The sequence below is a fragment of the Flavobacterium panacis genome, from assembly GCF_024649945.1.
Lineage (GTDB): Bacteria > Bacteroidota > Bacteroidia > Flavobacteriales > Flavobacteriaceae > Flavobacterium > Flavobacterium panacis.
The window spans coordinates 290,580-308,248 of record NZ_JANKMS010000002.1 but is presented as its reverse complement, the minus strand read 5'-3'; the positions used below and the strand labels follow the sequence as shown (position 1 = coordinate 308,248).

13 protein-coding genes are annotated in these 17,669 nt (G+C 33.4%); 2 read left to right on the top strand and 11 right to left on the bottom strand.

Annotated elements, in window-relative coordinates:
- Positions 1 to 69: 69 nt before the first annotated feature.
- Entirely contained in the window at positions 70 to 2,703 is a 2,634-nt protein-coding gene (locus NQQ59_RS06345) for a valine--tRNA ligase (protein WP_144214815.1), read from the top strand.
- Between the two features lie 131 nt (positions 2,704 to 2,834).
- On the opposite strand, the gene NQQ59_RS06340 is transcribed toward NQQ59_RS06345, so the two are convergent.
- The 5 genes from NQQ59_RS06340 to NQQ59_RS06320 form a co-directional block, all read right to left on the bottom strand.
- The gene (locus tag NQQ59_RS06340) at positions 2,835 to 4,148 is read right to left on the bottom strand and encodes an APC family permease (RefSeq protein ID WP_144214814.1); all 1,314 of its coding nucleotides are present in this window, start codon (positions 4,146 to 4,148) and stop codon (positions 2,835 to 2,837) included.
- Positions 4,149 to 4,288: 140 nt separating this feature from the next.
- Positions 4,289 to 6,583, bottom strand: a complete 2,295-nt coding sequence (locus NQQ59_RS06335; RefSeq protein ID WP_144214813.1) for a TonB-dependent siderophore receptor — start codon at positions 6,581 to 6,583, stop codon at positions 4,289 to 4,291.
- 247 nt (positions 6,584 to 6,830) lie between these two features.
- Positions 6,831 to 7,556: a DUF4198 domain-containing protein gene (locus NQQ59_RS06330; protein WP_144214812.1), complete on the bottom strand. Its 726-nt coding sequence runs from the start codon at positions 7,554 to 7,556 to the stop codon at positions 6,831 to 6,833.
- A 190-nt stretch (positions 7,557 to 7,746) separates the two neighbouring features.
- Positions 7,747 to 8,883: a PepSY-associated TM helix domain-containing protein gene (locus NQQ59_RS06325; RefSeq protein WP_144214811.1), complete on the bottom strand. Its 1,137-nt coding sequence runs from the start codon at positions 8,881 to 8,883 to the stop codon at positions 7,747 to 7,749.
- A gap of 78 nt (positions 8,884 to 8,961) precedes the next feature.
- Positions 8,962 to 11,280: a TonB-dependent receptor gene (locus NQQ59_RS06320; protein WP_144214810.1), complete on the bottom strand. Its 2,319-nt coding sequence runs from the start codon at positions 11,278 to 11,280 to the stop codon at positions 8,962 to 8,964.
- A gap of 252 nt (positions 11,281 to 11,532) precedes the next feature.
- Here NQQ59_RS06320 and NQQ59_RS06315 point away from each other — a divergent pair, with 252 nt between their 5' ends.
- The gene (locus NQQ59_RS06315) at positions 11,533 to 12,693 is read left to right on the top strand and encodes an MFS transporter (RefSeq protein WP_144214809.1); all 1,161 of its coding nucleotides are present in this window, start codon (positions 11,533 to 11,535) and stop codon (positions 12,691 to 12,693) included.
- Positions 12,694 to 12,755: 62 nt separating this feature from the next.
- Here the strand turns inward: NQQ59_RS06315 and NQQ59_RS06310 are convergent, their stop codons facing one another.
- From NQQ59_RS06310 to NQQ59_RS06285, 6 genes are all read right to left on the bottom strand, one after another.
- Entirely contained in the window at positions 12,756 to 13,124 is a 369-nt protein-coding gene (locus NQQ59_RS06310; RefSeq protein WP_144214808.1) for a hypothetical protein, read from the bottom strand.
- On the bottom strand, positions 13,090 to 13,446 hold the full coding sequence (locus NQQ59_RS06305; protein ID WP_144214807.1) for a hypothetical protein: 357 nt from the start codon (positions 13,444 to 13,446) through the stop codon (positions 13,090 to 13,092). Before NQQ59_RS06305 ends, NQQ59_RS06310 begins: the two co-directional genes overlap by 35 nt.
- 10 nt (positions 13,447 to 13,456) lie before the next feature.
- Entirely contained in the window at positions 13,457 to 13,957 is a 501-nt protein-coding gene (locus NQQ59_RS06300) for a DUF6265 family protein (protein ID WP_144214806.1), read from the bottom strand.
- Between the two features lie 54 nt (positions 13,958 to 14,011).
- Entirely contained in the window at positions 14,012 to 14,554 is a 543-nt protein-coding gene (locus tag NQQ59_RS06295; protein WP_144214805.1) for a hypothetical protein, read from the bottom strand.
- Between the two features lie 2 nt (positions 14,555 to 14,556).
- Positions 14,557 to 15,030 (bottom strand): DUF6265 family protein, encoded by a 474-nt coding sequence (locus NQQ59_RS06290; RefSeq protein WP_144214804.1) that lies wholly within the window; start codon positions 15,028 to 15,030, stop codon positions 14,557 to 14,559.
- 221 nt (positions 15,031 to 15,251) lie between these two features.
- Entirely contained in the window at positions 15,252 to 17,555 is a 2,304-nt protein-coding gene (locus tag NQQ59_RS06285; RefSeq protein WP_144221503.1) for a DNA topoisomerase 3, read from the bottom strand.
- Between the last annotated feature and the right edge of the window lie 114 nt (positions 17,556 to 17,669).

Sequence of the window (17,669 nt, the reverse complement as noted above, 5' to 3'; positions counted from 1 at the left end):
TAATTCAATTTAAAGCCAACGATAAAACCGATTAAACGGTTAAGCAAATAAACGATTAAACATATATAAATGACAATTCCAGCACAATTTGACGCTAAGACGATTGAGAGTAAATGGTATGACTACTGGATGAAAAACAACTATTTTCATTCAGAACCAGATCATAGAACACCGTACACCATTGTAATCCCGCCGCCAAACGTCACTGGAGTCCTTCACATGGGACATATGTTGAATAATACAATTCAAGATGTTTTAATTCGTCGTGCACGTCTTAAAGGATTCAACGCTTGTTGGGTTCCGGGAACAGACCACGCTTCGATTGCTACTGAAGCAAAAGTGGTAGCGAAATTAAAAGCAGAAGGAATCAATAAAAACGATTTGACCCGTGAAGAATTCCTAAAACACGCTTGGGAATGGACAGATAAATATGGCGGAACAATCTTAGAGCAACTTAAGAAATTAGGTGCTTCTTGCGATTGGGAACGCACTAAATTTACGATGGATCCAGATATGTCTGCTTCTGTAATTAAGTCGTTTGTTGATTTATACAACAAAGGTTTAATTTACAGAGGATACCGTATGGTAAACTGGGATCCAGAAGCAAAAACAACTTTATCTGACGAAGAAGTAATTTACGAAGAACAACAAGGAAAACTGTTTTTCTTAAAATATAAAATTGAAGGTTCAGAAGATTTCTTAACTATTGCTACAACACGTCCTGAAACTATCTTTGGAGATACTGCCATCTGTATCAACCCGAACGATGAGCGTTTTGCACATTTAAAAGGTAAAAAAGCGATTGTTCCAATTTGCGGAAGAGTAATTCCAATTATCGAAGACGAATATGTAGATGTAGAATTCGGAACAGGATGTTTGAAAGTAACGCCTGCACACGATATGAACGATAAAACGTTAGGTGAAAAACACAATCTAGAAATCGTTGATATTTTTAATGAAGACGCGACTTTAAACAGCTTCGGATTACAGTATCAAGGAAAAGACCGTTTTGTAGTTCGTAAAGAAATCGAGAAAGAACTTCAAGAAATTGGTGCTTTAGCAAAAACAGAAATTCACTTAAATAAAGTTGGAACTTCTGAAAGAACAAAAGCGGTAATCGAACCAAGATTATCAGACCAATGGTTCTTAAAAATGGAAGAATTAGTAAAACCAGCAATTAAGTCGGTTTTAGAAACAGGAGATATTAAATTACATCCAAAACGTTTCGAAAACACTTATGCGCACTGGTTAAACAATATTCGCGATTGGAATATTTCTCGTCAATTATGGTGGGGACAACAAATTCCAGCGTACTATTACGGAGACGGAAAAGAAGATTTCGTAGTTGCAGAAAACATCGAAGACGCCTTAAAATTAGCACAAGAAAAAACATCTAACAGCTCACTTACAACATCTGACTTGAAACAAGATGTTGATGCGTTAGACACATGGTTTTCTTCTTGGTTATGGCCAATGTCAGTTTTTGGTGGAATTATGGATCCAGAAAGTCCAGATTTCAAATATTACTATCCAACAAATGATTTAGTAACAGGTCCGGATATTTTATTTTTCTGGGTTGCGAGAATGATTATTGCAGGTTATGAATATGCAGGAGAAAAACCATTTACAAATGTATATTTGACAGGTTTAGTTCGTGATAAACAACGTCGTAAAATGTCTAAATCATTAGGGAATTCTCCTGATCCTTTAGACTTGATCGATAAATTTAGTGCAGACGGAGTTCGTGTAGGATTGCTTTTAAGTGCTTCTGCAGGAAACGATATCATGTTTGATGAAGAATTATGCAGCCAAGGAAAAGCATTCTCAAATAAAATTTGGAATGCCTTCAAATTGATTAAAGGATGGGAAGTTTCAGAAACTATTCCGCAACCAGAATCATCAAAAGTGGCTATTGAATGGTACGAAGCGAAATTACAGCAGACTTTGGTTGATATTGAAGATAATTTCGAGAAATACAGAATTTCAGATTCATTAATGGCAATTTATAAATTGGTTTGGGATGATTTCTGTTCTTGGTTCTTAGAAATGATTAAACCTGCATACCAACAGCCAATTGACAGCGTAACTTTCGCGAAAGCGATCGAAATGTTAGAAAACAACTTGAAGTTATTACACCCATTTATGCCTTTCTTGACAGAGGAAATTTGGCAGCTAATTGCTGAAAGAACTCCTGAAGAAGCTTTAATTGTTTCAACTTGGCCAGAAGTAAAACCATTTGACGCAAAATTAATTTCAGATTTTGAAAACTCAATTGAAGTAATTTCTGGAATTAGAACAATTCGTAAAGACAAAAACATTCCGTTTAAAGATGCAATCGAATTAAAAGGAATCAACAGCGAAAATGTTTCAACTTACTTTGATTCAATTATAACTAAATTAGGAAACGTTTCGGCTTTCGAATATGTTTCTGAAAAAGTAGACGGAGCATTGTCTTTCCGTGTAAAATCAAATGAATATTTCATTCCGATTACAGGAAACATCGACGTTGAAGCTGAAATCGCAAAACTGACAGAAGAATTGAATTACACTAAAGGATTCTTAAAATCTGTAGAAGCAAAACTTTCTAACGAGAAATTCGTAAACGGAGCTCCAGAGAAAGTTCTTAATTTAGAAAAACAAAAACAAGCTGATGCTTTAGCAAAAATCGCTACAATCGAGCAGAGTTTGGCAGGTTTGAAATAAGAAATCAAACTTAGTTATATTACAAAACCCGACAGATTTTTAAAATTTGTCGGGTTTGTTGTTTTCTAACCACAATCTTGTCATTCGTCGTTCCTCGGAATGACAAGAATGGTGTATAAATATTAAATGATTTATTTTTTCTTCTTCAAAAACAAAAACAAAGGATAAGAAACCAGTGTAATTCCAACAATTACAGCAAAAGCAGTAGGATCGCTATAGATAAAGCCTAATAATAATCCAATCGAAATAATAATGGCAATTATAGTAGTCCACGGATACCAAAACGAACGATACGGTCTTATCAAATCAGGTGCTGATTTTCTTAGTTTTATAAGTGAATAATAAGCTAGTCCCCAAACAATTATTGAGATAAAAGCAGCGAATGAAAATAATACTTCAAACGAGCCAATGCAAATTAAAAACAAGCTAAAAAAAGATGAAACTAATAGTGCAACAATAGGAGTACCACCTTTATTTACTTGAGTTCCTTTTTTGATAAAAAATCCGTCACGGCTTAATCCGTAAAGGATTCTCGGTGGAATCATCATAAAAGCATTCAAAATACTGATTAAGGAAAAAATGGAAATTACGGTAACTATTATGGCTCCTTTTTCTCCAAAAAGAATCTTGGCAACATCAGCAGCAGCCAAATTTGATTTGGATAAAGTTTCGATTGGCAAAACGTGAAAGAAAGCAGCGTTTACCAAAATATAAATGGCTACAACCAGTAGAACTCCACTATATAATGATTTTGGGATGTTCTTGCTAGGATCGTCATTTTCCTCGGCGAAAAAGCAAACAGCATTCCAGCCATTGTAAGTTCCAATAATCAACTGTAATGATTTGAAAAATCCAAAAATTAGTCCTATTTGAAAGATAGAATTGTCTGTTTTTATTGAAGGAACGTCAACTCCAGAATACATAAAACAAGCAACAACTAAAGCCACAAAACAAATTACTTTTAAGAAACTGGTAATCTGCTGAATTACGCTACCGTTTTTTACACCGCTCAAGTGCAGTAAAACAAAAGCAATTAATAAAGAAATGGATAGAACAGTTGAATAATTGGCTAATTCAGGAAATAAAATAATAGTGTATTCGCTAATTACAATGCAGTAAAAAGCAGGCGGAATAGCATTGACAATATAATCATACCAACCAGATAAAAAACCAGCATAATCACCTAGAGCTCTTTTAATGTAATTATAAGAACCTCCTGCTTTTGGAAGCATTGTTGCCAACTCTGAATAGGAATTGGCACCAAGTAAAACATACAAACCACCAAATAACCAACAGGCATGAATAAGCCAATAATTGTTAAGCATTTCGGCAATAGTCCCCGGAGTTCTTAAAATTCCAACTCCAATTGTTCCTCCAATGAGTACGGCAATATTGAAACTAAGTCCTAAAGTTTTTGTCAATTGGTTTTTGGTCGTGTTTGACATATATAAAATATAAAAGGCGATTTTAAGACAAAAGTACTTATAATAAAGACATTTTTTTACAAAATAAAAAACCTCACCTTTAGTAAGATGAGGTTTTAATATTCAAAAAAAAAATAGAAAGAATACTAATTCAAAAGTCTTTAGAATTTATAACGCAGACTTGTCATAACCTGACGAGGTGCGATTGGGTTTACACTATAATTTTCGTGAACAGTATAATTTAATTCGTTTGTAATGTTTGATAATCTGCATAAGATTGAGATTTTTTTCCATTCATAGCCAAGCGAAGCATCTACAGTAACATATCCTTCTAATGGAATATCACGATCTCTGATAGTGATGGTATAAGCCGGATCTGGATTTGGATTAGTTGGAGTAGGAGTAACTGCTGTCCAAAGATAATCATCATTCCATCCTCCAGTACGATCGCCAATATAGTTTCCGATAGCTCCAAAAGTTACTCCTTTAAAGAAACCGCTAGGTAGTTTATAGAAAAAACTTAAATTGGCAGTATTTCTTGGTGTTCTTGCTAAAACATCTCCAACAACAAGACTTCCGTTTGTTCCAGATGATTTTGATACTTTGGTTTCGTTAAAACTATAACCAGCCATGATGTTAAGGCCTTCAACAGGGTAAGCGGTAATATCAATCTCAACTCCTTTTCCTTTTGTAGCTCCAACTAATTCTTTAAGCGAAGTGTTGGCATTTTGTGTAACACCGTCTGCTAAAAAAGGAGCAGTTTGTGCTAAATTGTTGTTTGTAATTTGATAAACGGTAACGTTTGTACTCAAAAGACCTCCCCAGAAATCTTTCTTTACACCCGCTTCATATTGGTCTATAATAGATGGATCTAAAGGTTTTAAATCGACTGTTGTTCCAGTGTTTGGAGTAAAAGAGTTAGAATAACTTGCAAATAATGATAAGTCTTTAGTAGGTTGTACAACCAATCCCGCTTTAGGCGAAAAAGCTTTGTTTACTGTTTTTGCTCCGTCTACTGTTTCTGCATTTTCAAGTGAAGTTGTAATAACTCCTTGTTTTACTGTTTCTTTCGCGGTTGCAACATAACTTTCTTGCCATGACCAACGTAATCCTGCTAAAACTTTGATATGTTTTGTAACTGAAATCAAATCTTGAGCATAAGCACCAAAACGTTGTGTATTGGTAGTCGCTAATTGTGTTGCTCTGGTTGGGTATGGAATATTACGACTTTGTGTACTGTAATCATATGTATATAAATTTATTGCAGTAGCTTCTGTAGTAATAGCAGTTGTACCATTTGGTGTTGCGTAAAAACCATAAGTATAACTAGGCGCCATAGAATTCTCATAATCAGCTCCAGTAAATATCTGATGTTTGATTTCTCCAGTATTAAAAGTTCCCTGTAAACTTAACTGATCACCAAAAATGTTTTCAGCAGCATCAGATTTTGTTAAACCTCGTTTCCAGTTTCCGTTAGCGTCAATTGTACTTAATTGTGCAGTAGAAGTTTGTGTTCTTCTATAATATTGATAAGAAGAATTAAAGTTTAATTTCCAGTTTTTGTTAAAGTCATGATTAAATAACATCGAAGCGCTGGAAGATTTAGTATTTGCAGTTGACCAAAGTGCTCCGAAGAATTCGTTACGTGGCAAATCTAAAATGGTTTTTCCATAAATTCCAGTACCGAAATCAGGAGTCCAATCTGCGCTTAAATAATCTCCCTGTACTGTAATTTGCGTTTTATCTGATAGATGAAATAAAAACGAAGGATTAACGTAAATACGTTCGTTTTTCACAAAATCCCTAAAGCTTTCAGAGTTTTCATAAGATCCTGTAAAACGGTATGCAATAGATTTATTTAAAGGACCATAAAAATCAATAGTAGGTTTGTAATAAGAATAACTTCCAATTTGCATCGATACTTCGCCACCTTGCGTGAATTTAGGCGTTTTGGTAACTAAATTCATAATTCCACCTGGTGCAACATTTCCGTACAATAAAGCCGAACCTCCTTTTAAGAATTCTACTTTTTCTAAAGAAGAAACTTCAGGTATAGAACCTGCATTGTAGCGGAACCCGTTTTTAAACATATTATTGGCACTCATATCATAACCTCTCGAAAAGAAAGATTCTTGTGCGCCACCACGAGCAGAACCTACATAAACACCATTTAGGTTCTTTACTACTTCACTCAATCTGATGGCTTGTTGTTGTTCTATAATTTCGCTGCCAACGATTTGAACACTTTGCGGTAAGTCCATTACTTTGATTCCAGAACGAGCTGCTTCAATTGGTTTTTTGGGTTTATTTGCTGTGATTAAAACTTCATTAAGAATTTCTCCTTTTTTATTTTTTACAGTATCTCTAACTGAAGAGGTATTTTCATTACTTGAATAATCTTGACCGTAAGAGGCAAAGCTCAATAATCCTAATGCTAGTAGTAAATTATATTTCATTGGTATTTATTTAGATTCAATAAAAATTATTGACTGCAAATATAAATACACATGTTCTTTAACACGAAATTATGAAGTGGTTTTCTTACTTAAACCTTACTTAGTCTTTTCTTAAGATTTGCTTAGGAATTTTCTAATGATATTTTAATTTTGTATTAATGTCAGTCTTAATAAACAAAAAAAACCTTGCCATAAAGCAAGGTTTTTTCAATTGAAATTAAAATCTAAGAATGAGTTTCTTATAAAATTATTTTACAACAATCTGGTAGGTAGCCATTTTCCAGATTTCGTCGTATTTTTTTCCATTGTGTTCTCCAGCAGATTTGTCTGTGTGAGCATATTCTACCATATAATTTCCAGACCAGATTGGAGTAAAAGAAAATTCCCCTTTATCGTTAGTCCATAATTCTTTTTCCCATCCGTTTGGAGCAATTACTTTTATTTTTGCCTCTTTAGCGACAGCACCTTCATAAGAAGCAACTCCTGTAACTTTAGTATCTTTTTTTGCAACATCTGCATTTTCTGAGAATACAGCAATTTTATTCGTGTTTGATGTAATATTGTTTCCTGTTGCTTTGTTTCCAACCACTACTGTTGCGCTTGAATTGTAATCTAATTTCATAGTTCCGTAAACATCTTTTACAGTATGTTGCATTACAATAGTATAAACTCCATCTTCAGTTGGAGTAAAGAAAGCTTGGTATTTATTGTCTAATGCTTTAGAAGTAAGCTTAGTTTCTTTTTTTGAAGGAGAAATAACCACCAAAGAGAAATCTTTTAAATCAGAAAACCATTTGTCGGCTTTTGTAATATCATTATCAGAGAACTCTCCAAAGTAAACAGAGATTTCCTGAGCTTTTCCTTTTGTTCCTGTTGCTTTAGTTTCGATCCAAAGTGCGTGAGCAAAAATTTGTGGTGCGGCAAAAAGCATTAAAAATAAAAAAGTTAATGTTTTTAGAGTATTTGATTTCATAAGATCAAGTTTAAAAATTAGTTGAATGATATTTTTTACAAACATACATCTTATTTAGAATAGTTAAAAATAAAAAAGTCTAAAAAACTCCAAATTAATTCACTCTTCGTAAAGAATCTGTTTTAAAGTTTTTCAAAGTATATCATTTATATGTTTTGGCAACTATAATTTATTGTGGTTAATGGTACTACTATTTAGCTTTTTTATTATTTCGTCCCCACCAAATCAGAAATCCAGTGATTGGTAAGCTAGCACAAATCATACTGACAAAAAAAGCAAGTACTTTTCCCGGAAAACCCAGAATACTGCCCACATGAAGGTCGTAGTTTATAAAACGGAATTTGTCACCATTATTTCGATCTTCGTATCTTATTGTTCTAAGTGGTTTGCCGGTATATTGATCAAAATCTACAGCTGTATCGTCAAAACGATTTTTGTATCTGATGAAAGTATTAAAAGTTGCCAAAGAGTCGTTTTCTTTTGGAGCAAATAAATAATAACTTTTTGCTTTTGGATGCAATTGTTTTAGAGAAGCAAAGGCTTTATCGGTCGAATTGATTTTTGTGTATTGAGTAGTGTCAGATACGATTTTTTCTCTTTCATATGTTTTTCCTCCATTCAATAGCCATTGTATTCCTTTGTCATACGATTTAAATGCCCAGACTAAACCTGTTAAGGCAATTAGTAAAGCAAAAAATAGAGAATAAAACCCCATGATGTTGTGTAAATCGTAGTTTTTACGCTTCCATTTTGTAGAATCTTTCCACTTGAACCAAAAACGTTGTTTGGCTGCTTGTTTGTTTTTGGGCCACCAAAGGATAAGACCTGTAATTAAAGAAATTATAAATATAATAGTTGCTGTTCCTGTAATATAATCTCCAATTTTGCCGTTTAAACATAGCGTTTGATGCAACATTCGAACAAAAACAAAAAACTCAAAATTGACATTTTCTTGTTTTTTTACTTTTCCGCTGTAAGGATCTACGTAGAGATAAGTACTTTGATATTGATTCCAATACCAAAAAGCATCTGGGTTTAACTCTTCAAAAAACCAAACAATTACAGTGCGGTTATCTTCATTAACGATTCGGCATCCTGAAATAGATTCTTTCGGATTTGTGTTGGCTTTTTTTGCAATTTCTATAATTTGGCTTAGAGGAAGTTTTTTTTCTTTAACCTGATCGACCTGATAATAATCGTGAACAATTGGACGTAGTTCTTCTTCAAAAGAATATAGACATCCTGTAACACCCAATATAACTACAATGAGGCCAGAGGCTAACCCCAGCCACAAGTGAATTTTAAGAATGAGTTTTTTAAAAGTCATAAAAATAATTCTGATTGTTATAATTAAAAGCGCCTCAATTTATAAAATTGAGGCGTCAGTTTAACTGTTTTTTAGATCTTAAAATTTAATTGTTAGGTTAGCTAACAAATTGGCTGGCGCCATTGATGAACCCCAGAAATCCCAGTATTTTTCGTTTGTAATGTTGTTAAATTTTAAACCTAATCTCCATGTTGGTTTTTCATAATATACAGTTGCATTGTAAACGGTATAAGAAGGCATATAAACTAAGTTATTTGCTGTAAAGTAGTTCTTGTCAATATAGTTTGCACCTGCACCAATTCCTAATCCTTTCAATTTATTTTGGAAAGTATAAGTAGTCCAGAAGTTTACCACATTCTCAGGAGAACTTGTAGCTTTTTTTCCTTCAATAGTAGGATCAGAAGCTCTTACAATTCGGTTGTCATTATAGGCATATCCACTTACAATGCTAAGTCCGTTAATTGGAGTTGCCATTAATTCAAAATCAACACCTTTACTTACCTGTTTACCATCTTGAATAGTGTATCCTGCATCAACTCTTGTTGCATTATCAATTGTAATGTTGTAGTAGCTAATAGAACCGCTTAATTTTTTATTAGACGTTTCTGCTTTTAAACCTCCTTCATATTGTACGGCATAAATTGGGTCTAAAACTAATAACGTTTGATCTGGCTGCGTTACAGGCTGTACATTTTGAAAACCGTTCATATAGTTTGTAAATACCGCAACCTGATCTTTTACAAATTCATACACTAATCCAAACTTAGGAGAAAGTGCGGTCTGGCTGTAACCTTCCACAGTTCCAACTTTTGCTCTTTCAAAATTGTCCAGACGCAAACTTAACATTGCAGAAAATTTATCTGTAAAATTTACTACGTCGCAAGCATACGCACTAATTGTTTTTTGGTCGGCAACGGGAGAAGTTGTTAGGTTTAGACCGGCATCAACTGCTTTTCTTCTGATAGGGCTGAAAGGAGTTGTAACGTCAATATTGTCAAGTGTAAAAGTCGATCCGCCTGAAAAGTTTGAACTGTAAAGTCTATAGTTTACACCAGCTAAGAATTTATGTTTGATGCTTCCAGTTGAAAACTGCCCGTTAATGTTTTCCTGAATGTTGGTGTAGTTATTAAAAATAGGTCCCCAAAGTCCAACTCTTCTAGCTGTCTGTGTTGGTGAACTCCACACAGCATAACTTTGGTAACTGCGTTCTACATCTTCGCCTACAAAAGAGAATACAGTTGTCGATTTCCAGTTTTCGGATATTTGATATTCAGCTTGTCCAAAGAATTTCGTAGCCGTTGATTTAGCATCGTTATCATCATGAAACATCGATTTTTTGTAATCAATTTGTAACTGACTAGGATTTGTTATTCCAGAATCTGCGTTATAAGTGTTATAAGTACGTCTGGTGTTGTTCACATTATAAAGCTCTGCGTCAAAATTAAAAGTAAGTTTGTCAGATGCCTTATATGTTAAACTTGGAGCGAATAGGAGAGTGTTGTTAAAACCATAATCAAGAAAGCTTTTCTCTCTGTGAACCCCCATGTTGATTCTGAATAAAACTGTTTTTTCCTGATTTAAAGGGGTATTAACATCTACAGTCAATCGGTTTAAATTGTAGCTTCCAGTTGTATAAGATACTTCGGCAGCAGTTGTTTCAAAAGGTTTTTTTGTAACAAGATTCACAACACCTCCAAAAGAAGATACCGAAGAACCAAATAAAGTTCCAGAAGGTCCTTTTAAGATTTCAATGCGCTCTACGTTACCAAGATCAACAGAAGAACGTCCCGAAACTGTTTCCATTCCGTTACGGGAATTGACTCCAATAGAAAATCCTCTGAAAATCATTCCAACTCCACCCGAAGGATAACTAATTGATACAACTCCAGGGGCATTCATAACAGCACCTTTAATATCTACTGCTACTTGCTGTAGTAAAAGCTCTTTTTGAATTACACTGTAAACCTGTGGATTTTCAATATTAGTTAAAGGCATTCTGGCAACATAATCTGTTTTTTTAGACAAGATGCTCTTTTTACCATTTACTACAACTTCTTTTAATTCTTTATTAGAAACTTTTAATTGTAAATTGATAGTTGAAGTTTCGCTTTCTGCCACAATTACTTCGCTTTCTGAAGTCTCGTAACCAGTTAATGAAATTTGTAAAGTATAAGTGTTTGGTTTTACCCTGTTGAATTCGAAATTTCCGTTTTCATCGGAAACAGTCCAATATTTGGAATTTTTTAAAATGATGTTAACTCCTGCGGCCAATTCACCATCTGAGGTAGTAATGGTTCCTTTAATTTTTCCGTTATTCTGTGCAAAACCGGATAGGAAAGAAAATAAAAAACTGAGTGTAAATAGAAAACGTGAAGTTTTCAAACTGACATAATTCATTGCTAATTTTTATTGGTTTATAATTAGTTCTTATTTAGAATAAATAAAAACAGGGCAAATGTAAAAATTATATTTCCTATAACAAATTATATTTTAATGATTTATTTAGTAAATCTTAAGATTTTTTTAAGAAAGCAAGGGGATTCTGTTTTTTGAACTATTGGAAAGAAATTTAAGTTTTTGTGAAAAAAGGAGAAAGAAAGTAGCTTCCCCTGAAAAAAGCCTTAATTTTGCAGTCTGAAAAACAACTTCATGATTTTATCTTTCTTTAAAAAAATTCAAAACACTCCTAGAGGATATCGTATAGCTAATACAGTTTTTTTCTTTCTTTCAGGTTTTGGATATTCTTCTTGGGTATCGAGAATTCCACATATACAAGCACAATTACATTTAAGTGAAGCACAATTTGGAGCCGTTTTATTCGCTTTTCCGATTGGTTTAATGCTGACAATGCCTTTTACAGGAAAATTATTGAATAAATACAGCAGCCGCTATATTATGCTTTTGGGAGCCATTATGTTTAATATTGTGCTCTCATTGCCAGGTTTGGTAGCTTTTGTTTGGCAGTTGGTTATTGTACTTTTAATTTTTGGAGCCTCTCGTAATATTTTCAATTTATCGATTAATGCACAGTCGCTTGAAGTGCAAAAATTATATCCAAAATCAATTATTACTCGTTTTCATGCGGTTTGGAGTATAGCCGTTTTCTCAGGAGCTGGTTTGGGGTATGTAATGGTGACACAGAAAATTGCACCATCGCACCATTTATTGGGAGTGAGTGTTTTTATGTTGGCGCTAACGGCTTGTTTTTACCCAATGAGTATTCATAATGAACCTGTTCCAGTTAAAAAGAAATTCTTCTCAATGCCCGAAAAAAACTTGGTTAAGTTTGCCTTGATTTGTTTTGTTTCTATGGCTTGCGAAAATACAATGTACGACTGGAGCGGAATTTACTTCGAAAATATTCTAAAAGCTTCTCCAAAATTAACCAGTGCAGCATTTGTCTTTTTTGCTTCCGCAGTTACCTTGGGACGTATTTTTGGCGATTATGGTGTAATGAAGTTTGGAACTAAAAAAATCCTTTTGTACAGCGGAATTTTAATTACAATAGGTTTTGGAATCTGTTTTATTCTCCCATATGCTTACCCAACTATTTTCGGTTATGTTTTAATCGGATTTGGAGTTTCTTGCGTAGTTCCTTTGGTTTTTAGTATTGCTGGAAGATCTTCAAAACTAAGCAGTGGTTCTGCCTTAACTTCAATATCTACAATTGGTTATTTGGGATTTTTATTGGTACCGCCAATGGTTGGTTTTATTTCCGAATATTTAAGTATGAAATGGGCATTTTTAATTATGGCCCTTTTAGGGATTCTGATGATTTTTATGGTGAATAAGATTGGGGAGAATGAGTGATTTTTTAAGTTGCTAAGATTCTGAGCTTCTAAGCTTTCTTATTGGACTTTTTCTGTTAGAAATTATGGATAAATATATCGTACAATTTCTTCCTTCTTACTATCATAAAAATAACCGTCGTTTGCGAATTCATTTACTAAATCAATTTCATAGTTTTCAGTAATATGATTAAGAATTGATAAAAAAGAAAGCAAAGTCTTTCTGGTAGAACTGCAATTAACGTAGAATAACTCTTTTTCAACTTGATTTTCTATGCAATAAAATCTAAAATCGAAAGTAGTATTCATTGATTTTTCTATTCGATTGTATTTAAAAATAAAAGAAGTAGTTCCGCTTTGAATTAAATCAATTAAAAAAGCTCGAATTTCATTATGCTTTTCATAGCCATTCCATAGCTCATTCCCAATGGTATTTAACTTTATGTCTGACATCAGATTGCTTTTTTGGATTAATGTATAATGCTATTTTGCGATTGAAATTATAAGTTGCAAACCTTATCGGAATCTGTCCTTGATACGTATGTTTTTCACCATTAAAAGTATATTCTATAATTGGCGTATAGTAGGTTTCTGATACTTCTGGATTTCTTGGACTTCCTGCAGCATCACGCCATCTTATCCTTTCTTCAAAACGAATTATTTTACTTTCAAGAGGTATAAATGATTTTGGAATATACGAATACTTTAAATATAGAATACCATTTACTAGAATAATAAGCCCTAAAAAAGAAAAACCAAGTATAATAAACCACATTTTAAAACAATTACCTCTTTGCCATTAAAAACTTCTCAGAAGCCACTTTTCCTTTTTTTAAACCGAAAATCTCTGCAACTAAAGAATCATTTCCAACTTTATTATAAACAATTTTAGAAGGATAATCATGTTTTGGGTTTTCAAAAACAATCTGATTGTCTGTAGATGAAGTCATTTCAAAAGTAACCGGAAGTTCGTCATTTTGTCCTGGAACAGTAACGATAAAAGACAGTTTGCCATTTTTATCTTCAAGCTTTACATGTTCTCCAAAAACGGTATCTTTTTCGCCCACAACAAAGTAAGATTCGCCAAAATAAACCGAATCATTTTCTTTTTTCCAACGTTCGGTAAGTTCGCCTTCAGCCGATTTATTTCCCCATTCGCCTATAAACCATTTGGCTTTGGCAAGATTAGGATAGGTTTTAACGGGAGTTTCGGTTTTGATTTCTTTTTTGCAAGAAGTTAATAGTATTAAAACAAATGCTAAGAATAAAGTAATGTATAGTTTCATGATTTGTAATTTTTCTGTGTAACTATTTGATAGTTAGTTTTATTTCGATAAATATTACATTGGATATGTTCCGCCATTTTTAATCCATTCGCCTTTTTTTTTCTTTTTCGACATTATTTCTTCGTTGTCTGAGCCATATTTAATCTCAAAATATTTAAACCTTTTATTGAGATTTGTTTTTCTGATAATGAAAGAATTTGGGAATTTTAATTTATAAAAATTATATTTCCTAGCAACTTTGTTATAGGTATTTATATTAGAATTTAATGAATCATTTAAACTTAGAATTAAAGAATCTGGTTTGATGAATTTATTTATTTTATACTCGTTGTATTCAAATCTTTTCGAATTTTCTTTGAAATTTATTGACTTGCTTTTTTCAAAATAATATTTTAAGCTGTCATTTTTTAAATTCTGCTTTAGTAAATGAGAGTTTCTTTCTTTTAAAATAGAGATGTAACTATTCCATTTTTGATTTACCTCCTTATTTGATGCTTCTAAGTTGGTTAGAATGTTATTTTTAAGAAAATAAAATCCAACCAAGATAAGTAAAATGGATATAATTAAAGATATTAGGCAGCCTTTTAGTAACTTCATATTTACTTCTTTGTCATCACAAACTTCTCAGAACTTGGTTTTCCATTCAAATTTCCGGAAATCTCTGCTGTCAAAGTATTTGCACCTTTTATATAAGTAATTTTTTGAGGATAGTCGTGTTTAGGATTTTCAAAAACCAACTGTTTATCTGTCTCAGAAGTAGCAGGGAAGAAAACAGGTTTGTCGTCGTTTTGCCCTTTTACAGTTGCTTTGTAAGTTAACGTTTCTCCTAATTGAGCCAAAATAATAGTTTCAAAATGCAAAGTGTCTTTTCCTTTTATAAAATAAGAAGAAGCGCTAAAAGTACTGTCGTTTAGTTTTTGCCAGTTTTCGCTTAAAACGCCTTCTGTAGAAGTGTTTTCCCAGTTTCCGATTAACCAGTCGGCCAATTTGATTTTGTCTTTTTCAACAGTTTCTTTTTTCTGGCAGGAAACGAAAGCTATTAGAAGCGCAATAAGAGTAATTTTCTGAAACATATTTTGTGAGTTTTGGTTTTGTAAATGGTGGTACTAAAGTATGAAAATTTTTTTAGCCACGAATTACACTAATTTCCACGAATTATTTATTGAAATATTTGCTATACAAATTTTGCCACTCCCAATAGTTATCAGCAGCATAAAAAAATAAATTAGTGGAAATTAGTGTAATTCGTGGCAAACAAAAATCAATATAATCCTTTAAATCTGTGGCAAAAAAATTATACGCTCGCAGATAAAATCAAGTAAACCAATTCCTTTGTTGGTTTTTGATCTTGAAGCTTAGCTCTAACTTCATCAAAAGTTACTTTAAAATCGCAACCTGATTTATATTCAGCGCAGCCATAAGCGGTTTTGCCTTTTAGAATAGTTCCTTTTTTGCATTTCGGGCAAACCAAAGCATCTGAATTTTCTTTTGGCTCGGTTTTTTTATCTGTTTTTTTGGGCTCTAATTTGAGTTTATAATTTTCCTCAAAACGAATCAAACCTTCTAAAGTTCCCGAATCGATTTTGAAACCTTTTATATTTACCGTTGAGCCTTTTTGAAGCAATCTTAAATATTGTGGTTCTGTTATTTTTTTATCATGAAAAACATAAGGAAGTACAAAATCACAACCCGATTTGTATTCGCTGCAACCAAAAGCGGATTTTCCTTTTATAAAAGTTCCTTTTTGACATTTCGGACAAGTTTCAGCCAAAATTCCTGCTGCTTTTTTTTTCTCTGCTTTTACAACTGGTTTCTGAATTGTTGCCGCATAAGAAATATTGGCATGTTTGGTTTCGCTTCTAACCTCGTAAACCAAAGCTTCAACCATACGTTTCATGTTTTTAATAAAAGCCGCAGCTGTAAAAGTACCTTTTTCGATATCTTTCAACTGCTTTTCCCAAGAACCTGTAAGTTCAGCCGATTTGATTAATTCATTCTGAATCGTATCAATCAACTGAATTCCTGTTATAGTGGGTAAAACCTGTTTTTTGTTTCGAACAATATATTGACGTTTAAAAAGTGTTTCAATAATATTCGCACGAGTTGACGGTCGACCAATTCCATTTTCTTTCATCAATTCTCGCAGATCTTCGTCGTCGACTTGTTTTCCTGCGGTTTCCATTGCGCGCAGCAAAGTGGCTTCTGTAAAATGATTGGGCGGTTTGGTTTCTTTTTGAAGGAAAGAAGGTTCATGTGGTCCTTTTTCGCCCACAACAAAACTCGGCAATAAATCCGGTTCTTTTTCTTTAGCATTTGGATCTTCAAAAACCACTCTAAAACCTTTTTTCAGGATTTCTTTTCCTGTGGCTTTAAAAGTAACATCTGCCGCTTTTCCGATTACGGTAGTATTGGCTACGAGACAATCATCATAAAATACTGCAATAAAACGTTTGGTAATAATATCATAAACCTGCTGCTGATTATGAGGCAGATTAATTTCGATTCCGGTTGGAATAATAGCGTGGTGATCGGTTACTTTTTTATCATTAAAAACCTTTGGCGATTTTTTGATTTTCTTTCCTAAAAGAGGTTCTGTTAAATGACTGTAATTGGTCAGTTTTTGCAGAATTCCAGGTACTTTTGGATAAATGTCTCCCGGAAGAAAAGTAGTATCTACTCTGGGATAAGTAATCGCTTTTTGTTCGTATAATGTCTGGGCAATTTTCAACGTTTCTTCGGCTGAAAAACCAAATTTCTGATTGCAATAGACTTGTAAACCTGTTAAATCAAAGAGTTTTGGAGCATATTCGTTTCCGTTTTTCTTATCGACAGAAACAATTTCAAAATCACTTTCTTTTACTTTTTCGGCTAGAATTTCTCCGTCAGCTTTATTTAAGAAACGTCCTTCTTCATAGCTAAAAAGCGTTTCGCGATACAAAGTCTGTAATTCCCAATAAGGTTGAGGTTTAAAGTTTTCGATTTCTTTAAATCGGTCCACAACCATTGCCAATGTCGGCGTTTGAACGCGTCCAATAGATAAAACTTGTTTATAACCGCCATGTTTTACGGTATATAAACGTGTAGCATTCATTCCGAGAAGCCAGTCGCCAATTGCTCTCGAAAATCCGGCATAGAATAAATTGTCGTAGTTTTCAGAGGGTTTCAGATTATCAAAACCTTCTTTTATGGCTTCGGTAGTCAGGGAGGAAATCCATAAACGTTTTATTTCGCCTTTGTAATGCGCTTCGTTCATCACCCAACGCTGAATTAATTCTCCTTCCTGCCCAGCATCCCCGCAATTGATAACCAATTCGGCTTTTTCAAAAAGTGTTTTTATAATTTTAAACTGCTTCTGGATTCCAGAATTCTGAACTACTTTGGTTTCAAATTTATCAGGAAGCATGGGAAGATTATTTAAATCCCAGCTTTTCCAGTGCGGTTTGTAATCGTTAGGTTCTTTTAAGGTACATAAATGCCCGAAAGTATAAGTTACCGCATAACCGTTGCCTTCGTAATATCCGTCATGTTTGGTATTGGCGCCTAAAACGGATGCGATTTCACGTGCTACACTTGGTTTCTCAGCAATACAGACCTTCATTTTTTCCTTTTCTTATTGAAGAGCGAAAATAGGGATTTTATGGGAAAGGGGCAAAGGTTCAGAGAGACAAAGGGACAAAGGTTTTTGTTTGGTTCTTGAAAAACTATACAATTG

What these genes read in the sequence shown, in the direction of transcription:
- NQQ59_RS06345 (WP_144214815.1), top strand. Translation starts at nt 70, where the DNA reads ATGACAATTCCAGCACAATTTGACGCTAAGACGATTGAGAGTAAATGG.
- NQQ59_RS06340 (WP_144214814.1), bottom strand. Translation starts at nt 4,148, where the DNA reads ATGTCAAACACGACCAAAAACCAATTGACAAAAACTTTAGGACTTAGT.
- NQQ59_RS06335 (WP_144214813.1), bottom strand. Translation starts at nt 6,583, where the DNA reads ATGAAATATAATTTACTACTAGCATTAGGATTATTGAGCTTTGCCTCT.
- NQQ59_RS06330 (WP_144214812.1), bottom strand. Translation starts at nt 7,556, where the DNA reads ATGAAATCAAATACTCTAAAAACATTAACTTTTTTATTTTTAATGCTT.
- NQQ59_RS06325 (WP_144214811.1), bottom strand. Translation starts at nt 8,883, where the DNA reads ATGACTTTTAAAAAACTCATTCTTAAAATTCACTTGTGGCTGGGGTTA.
- NQQ59_RS06320 (WP_144214810.1), bottom strand. Translation starts at nt 11,280, where the DNA reads ATGAATTATGTCAGTTTGAAAACTTCACGTTTTCTATTTACACTCAGT.
- NQQ59_RS06315 (WP_144214809.1), top strand. Translation starts at nt 11,533, where the DNA reads ATGATTTTATCTTTCTTTAAAAAAATTCAAAACACTCCTAGAGGATAT.
- NQQ59_RS06310 (WP_144214808.1), bottom strand. Translation starts at nt 13,124, where the DNA reads ATGTCAGACATAAAGTTAAATACCATTGGGAATGAGCTATGGAATGGC.
- NQQ59_RS06305 (WP_144214807.1), bottom strand. Translation starts at nt 13,446, where the DNA reads ATGTGGTTTATTATACTTGGTTTTTCTTTTTTAGGGCTTATTATTCTA.
- NQQ59_RS06300 (WP_144214806.1), bottom strand. Translation starts at nt 13,957, where the DNA reads ATGAAACTATACATTACTTTATTCTTAGCATTTGTTTTAATACTATTA.
- NQQ59_RS06295 (WP_144214805.1), bottom strand. Translation starts at nt 14,554, where the DNA reads ATGAAGTTACTAAAAGGCTGCCTAATATCTTTAATTATATCCATTTTA.
- NQQ59_RS06290 (WP_144214804.1), bottom strand. Translation starts at nt 15,030, where the DNA reads ATGTTTCAGAAAATTACTCTTATTGCGCTTCTAATAGCTTTCGTTTCC.
- NQQ59_RS06285 (WP_144221503.1), bottom strand. Translation starts at nt 17,555, where the DNA reads ATGAAGGTCTGTATTGCTGAGAAACCAAGTGTAGCACGTGAAATCGCA.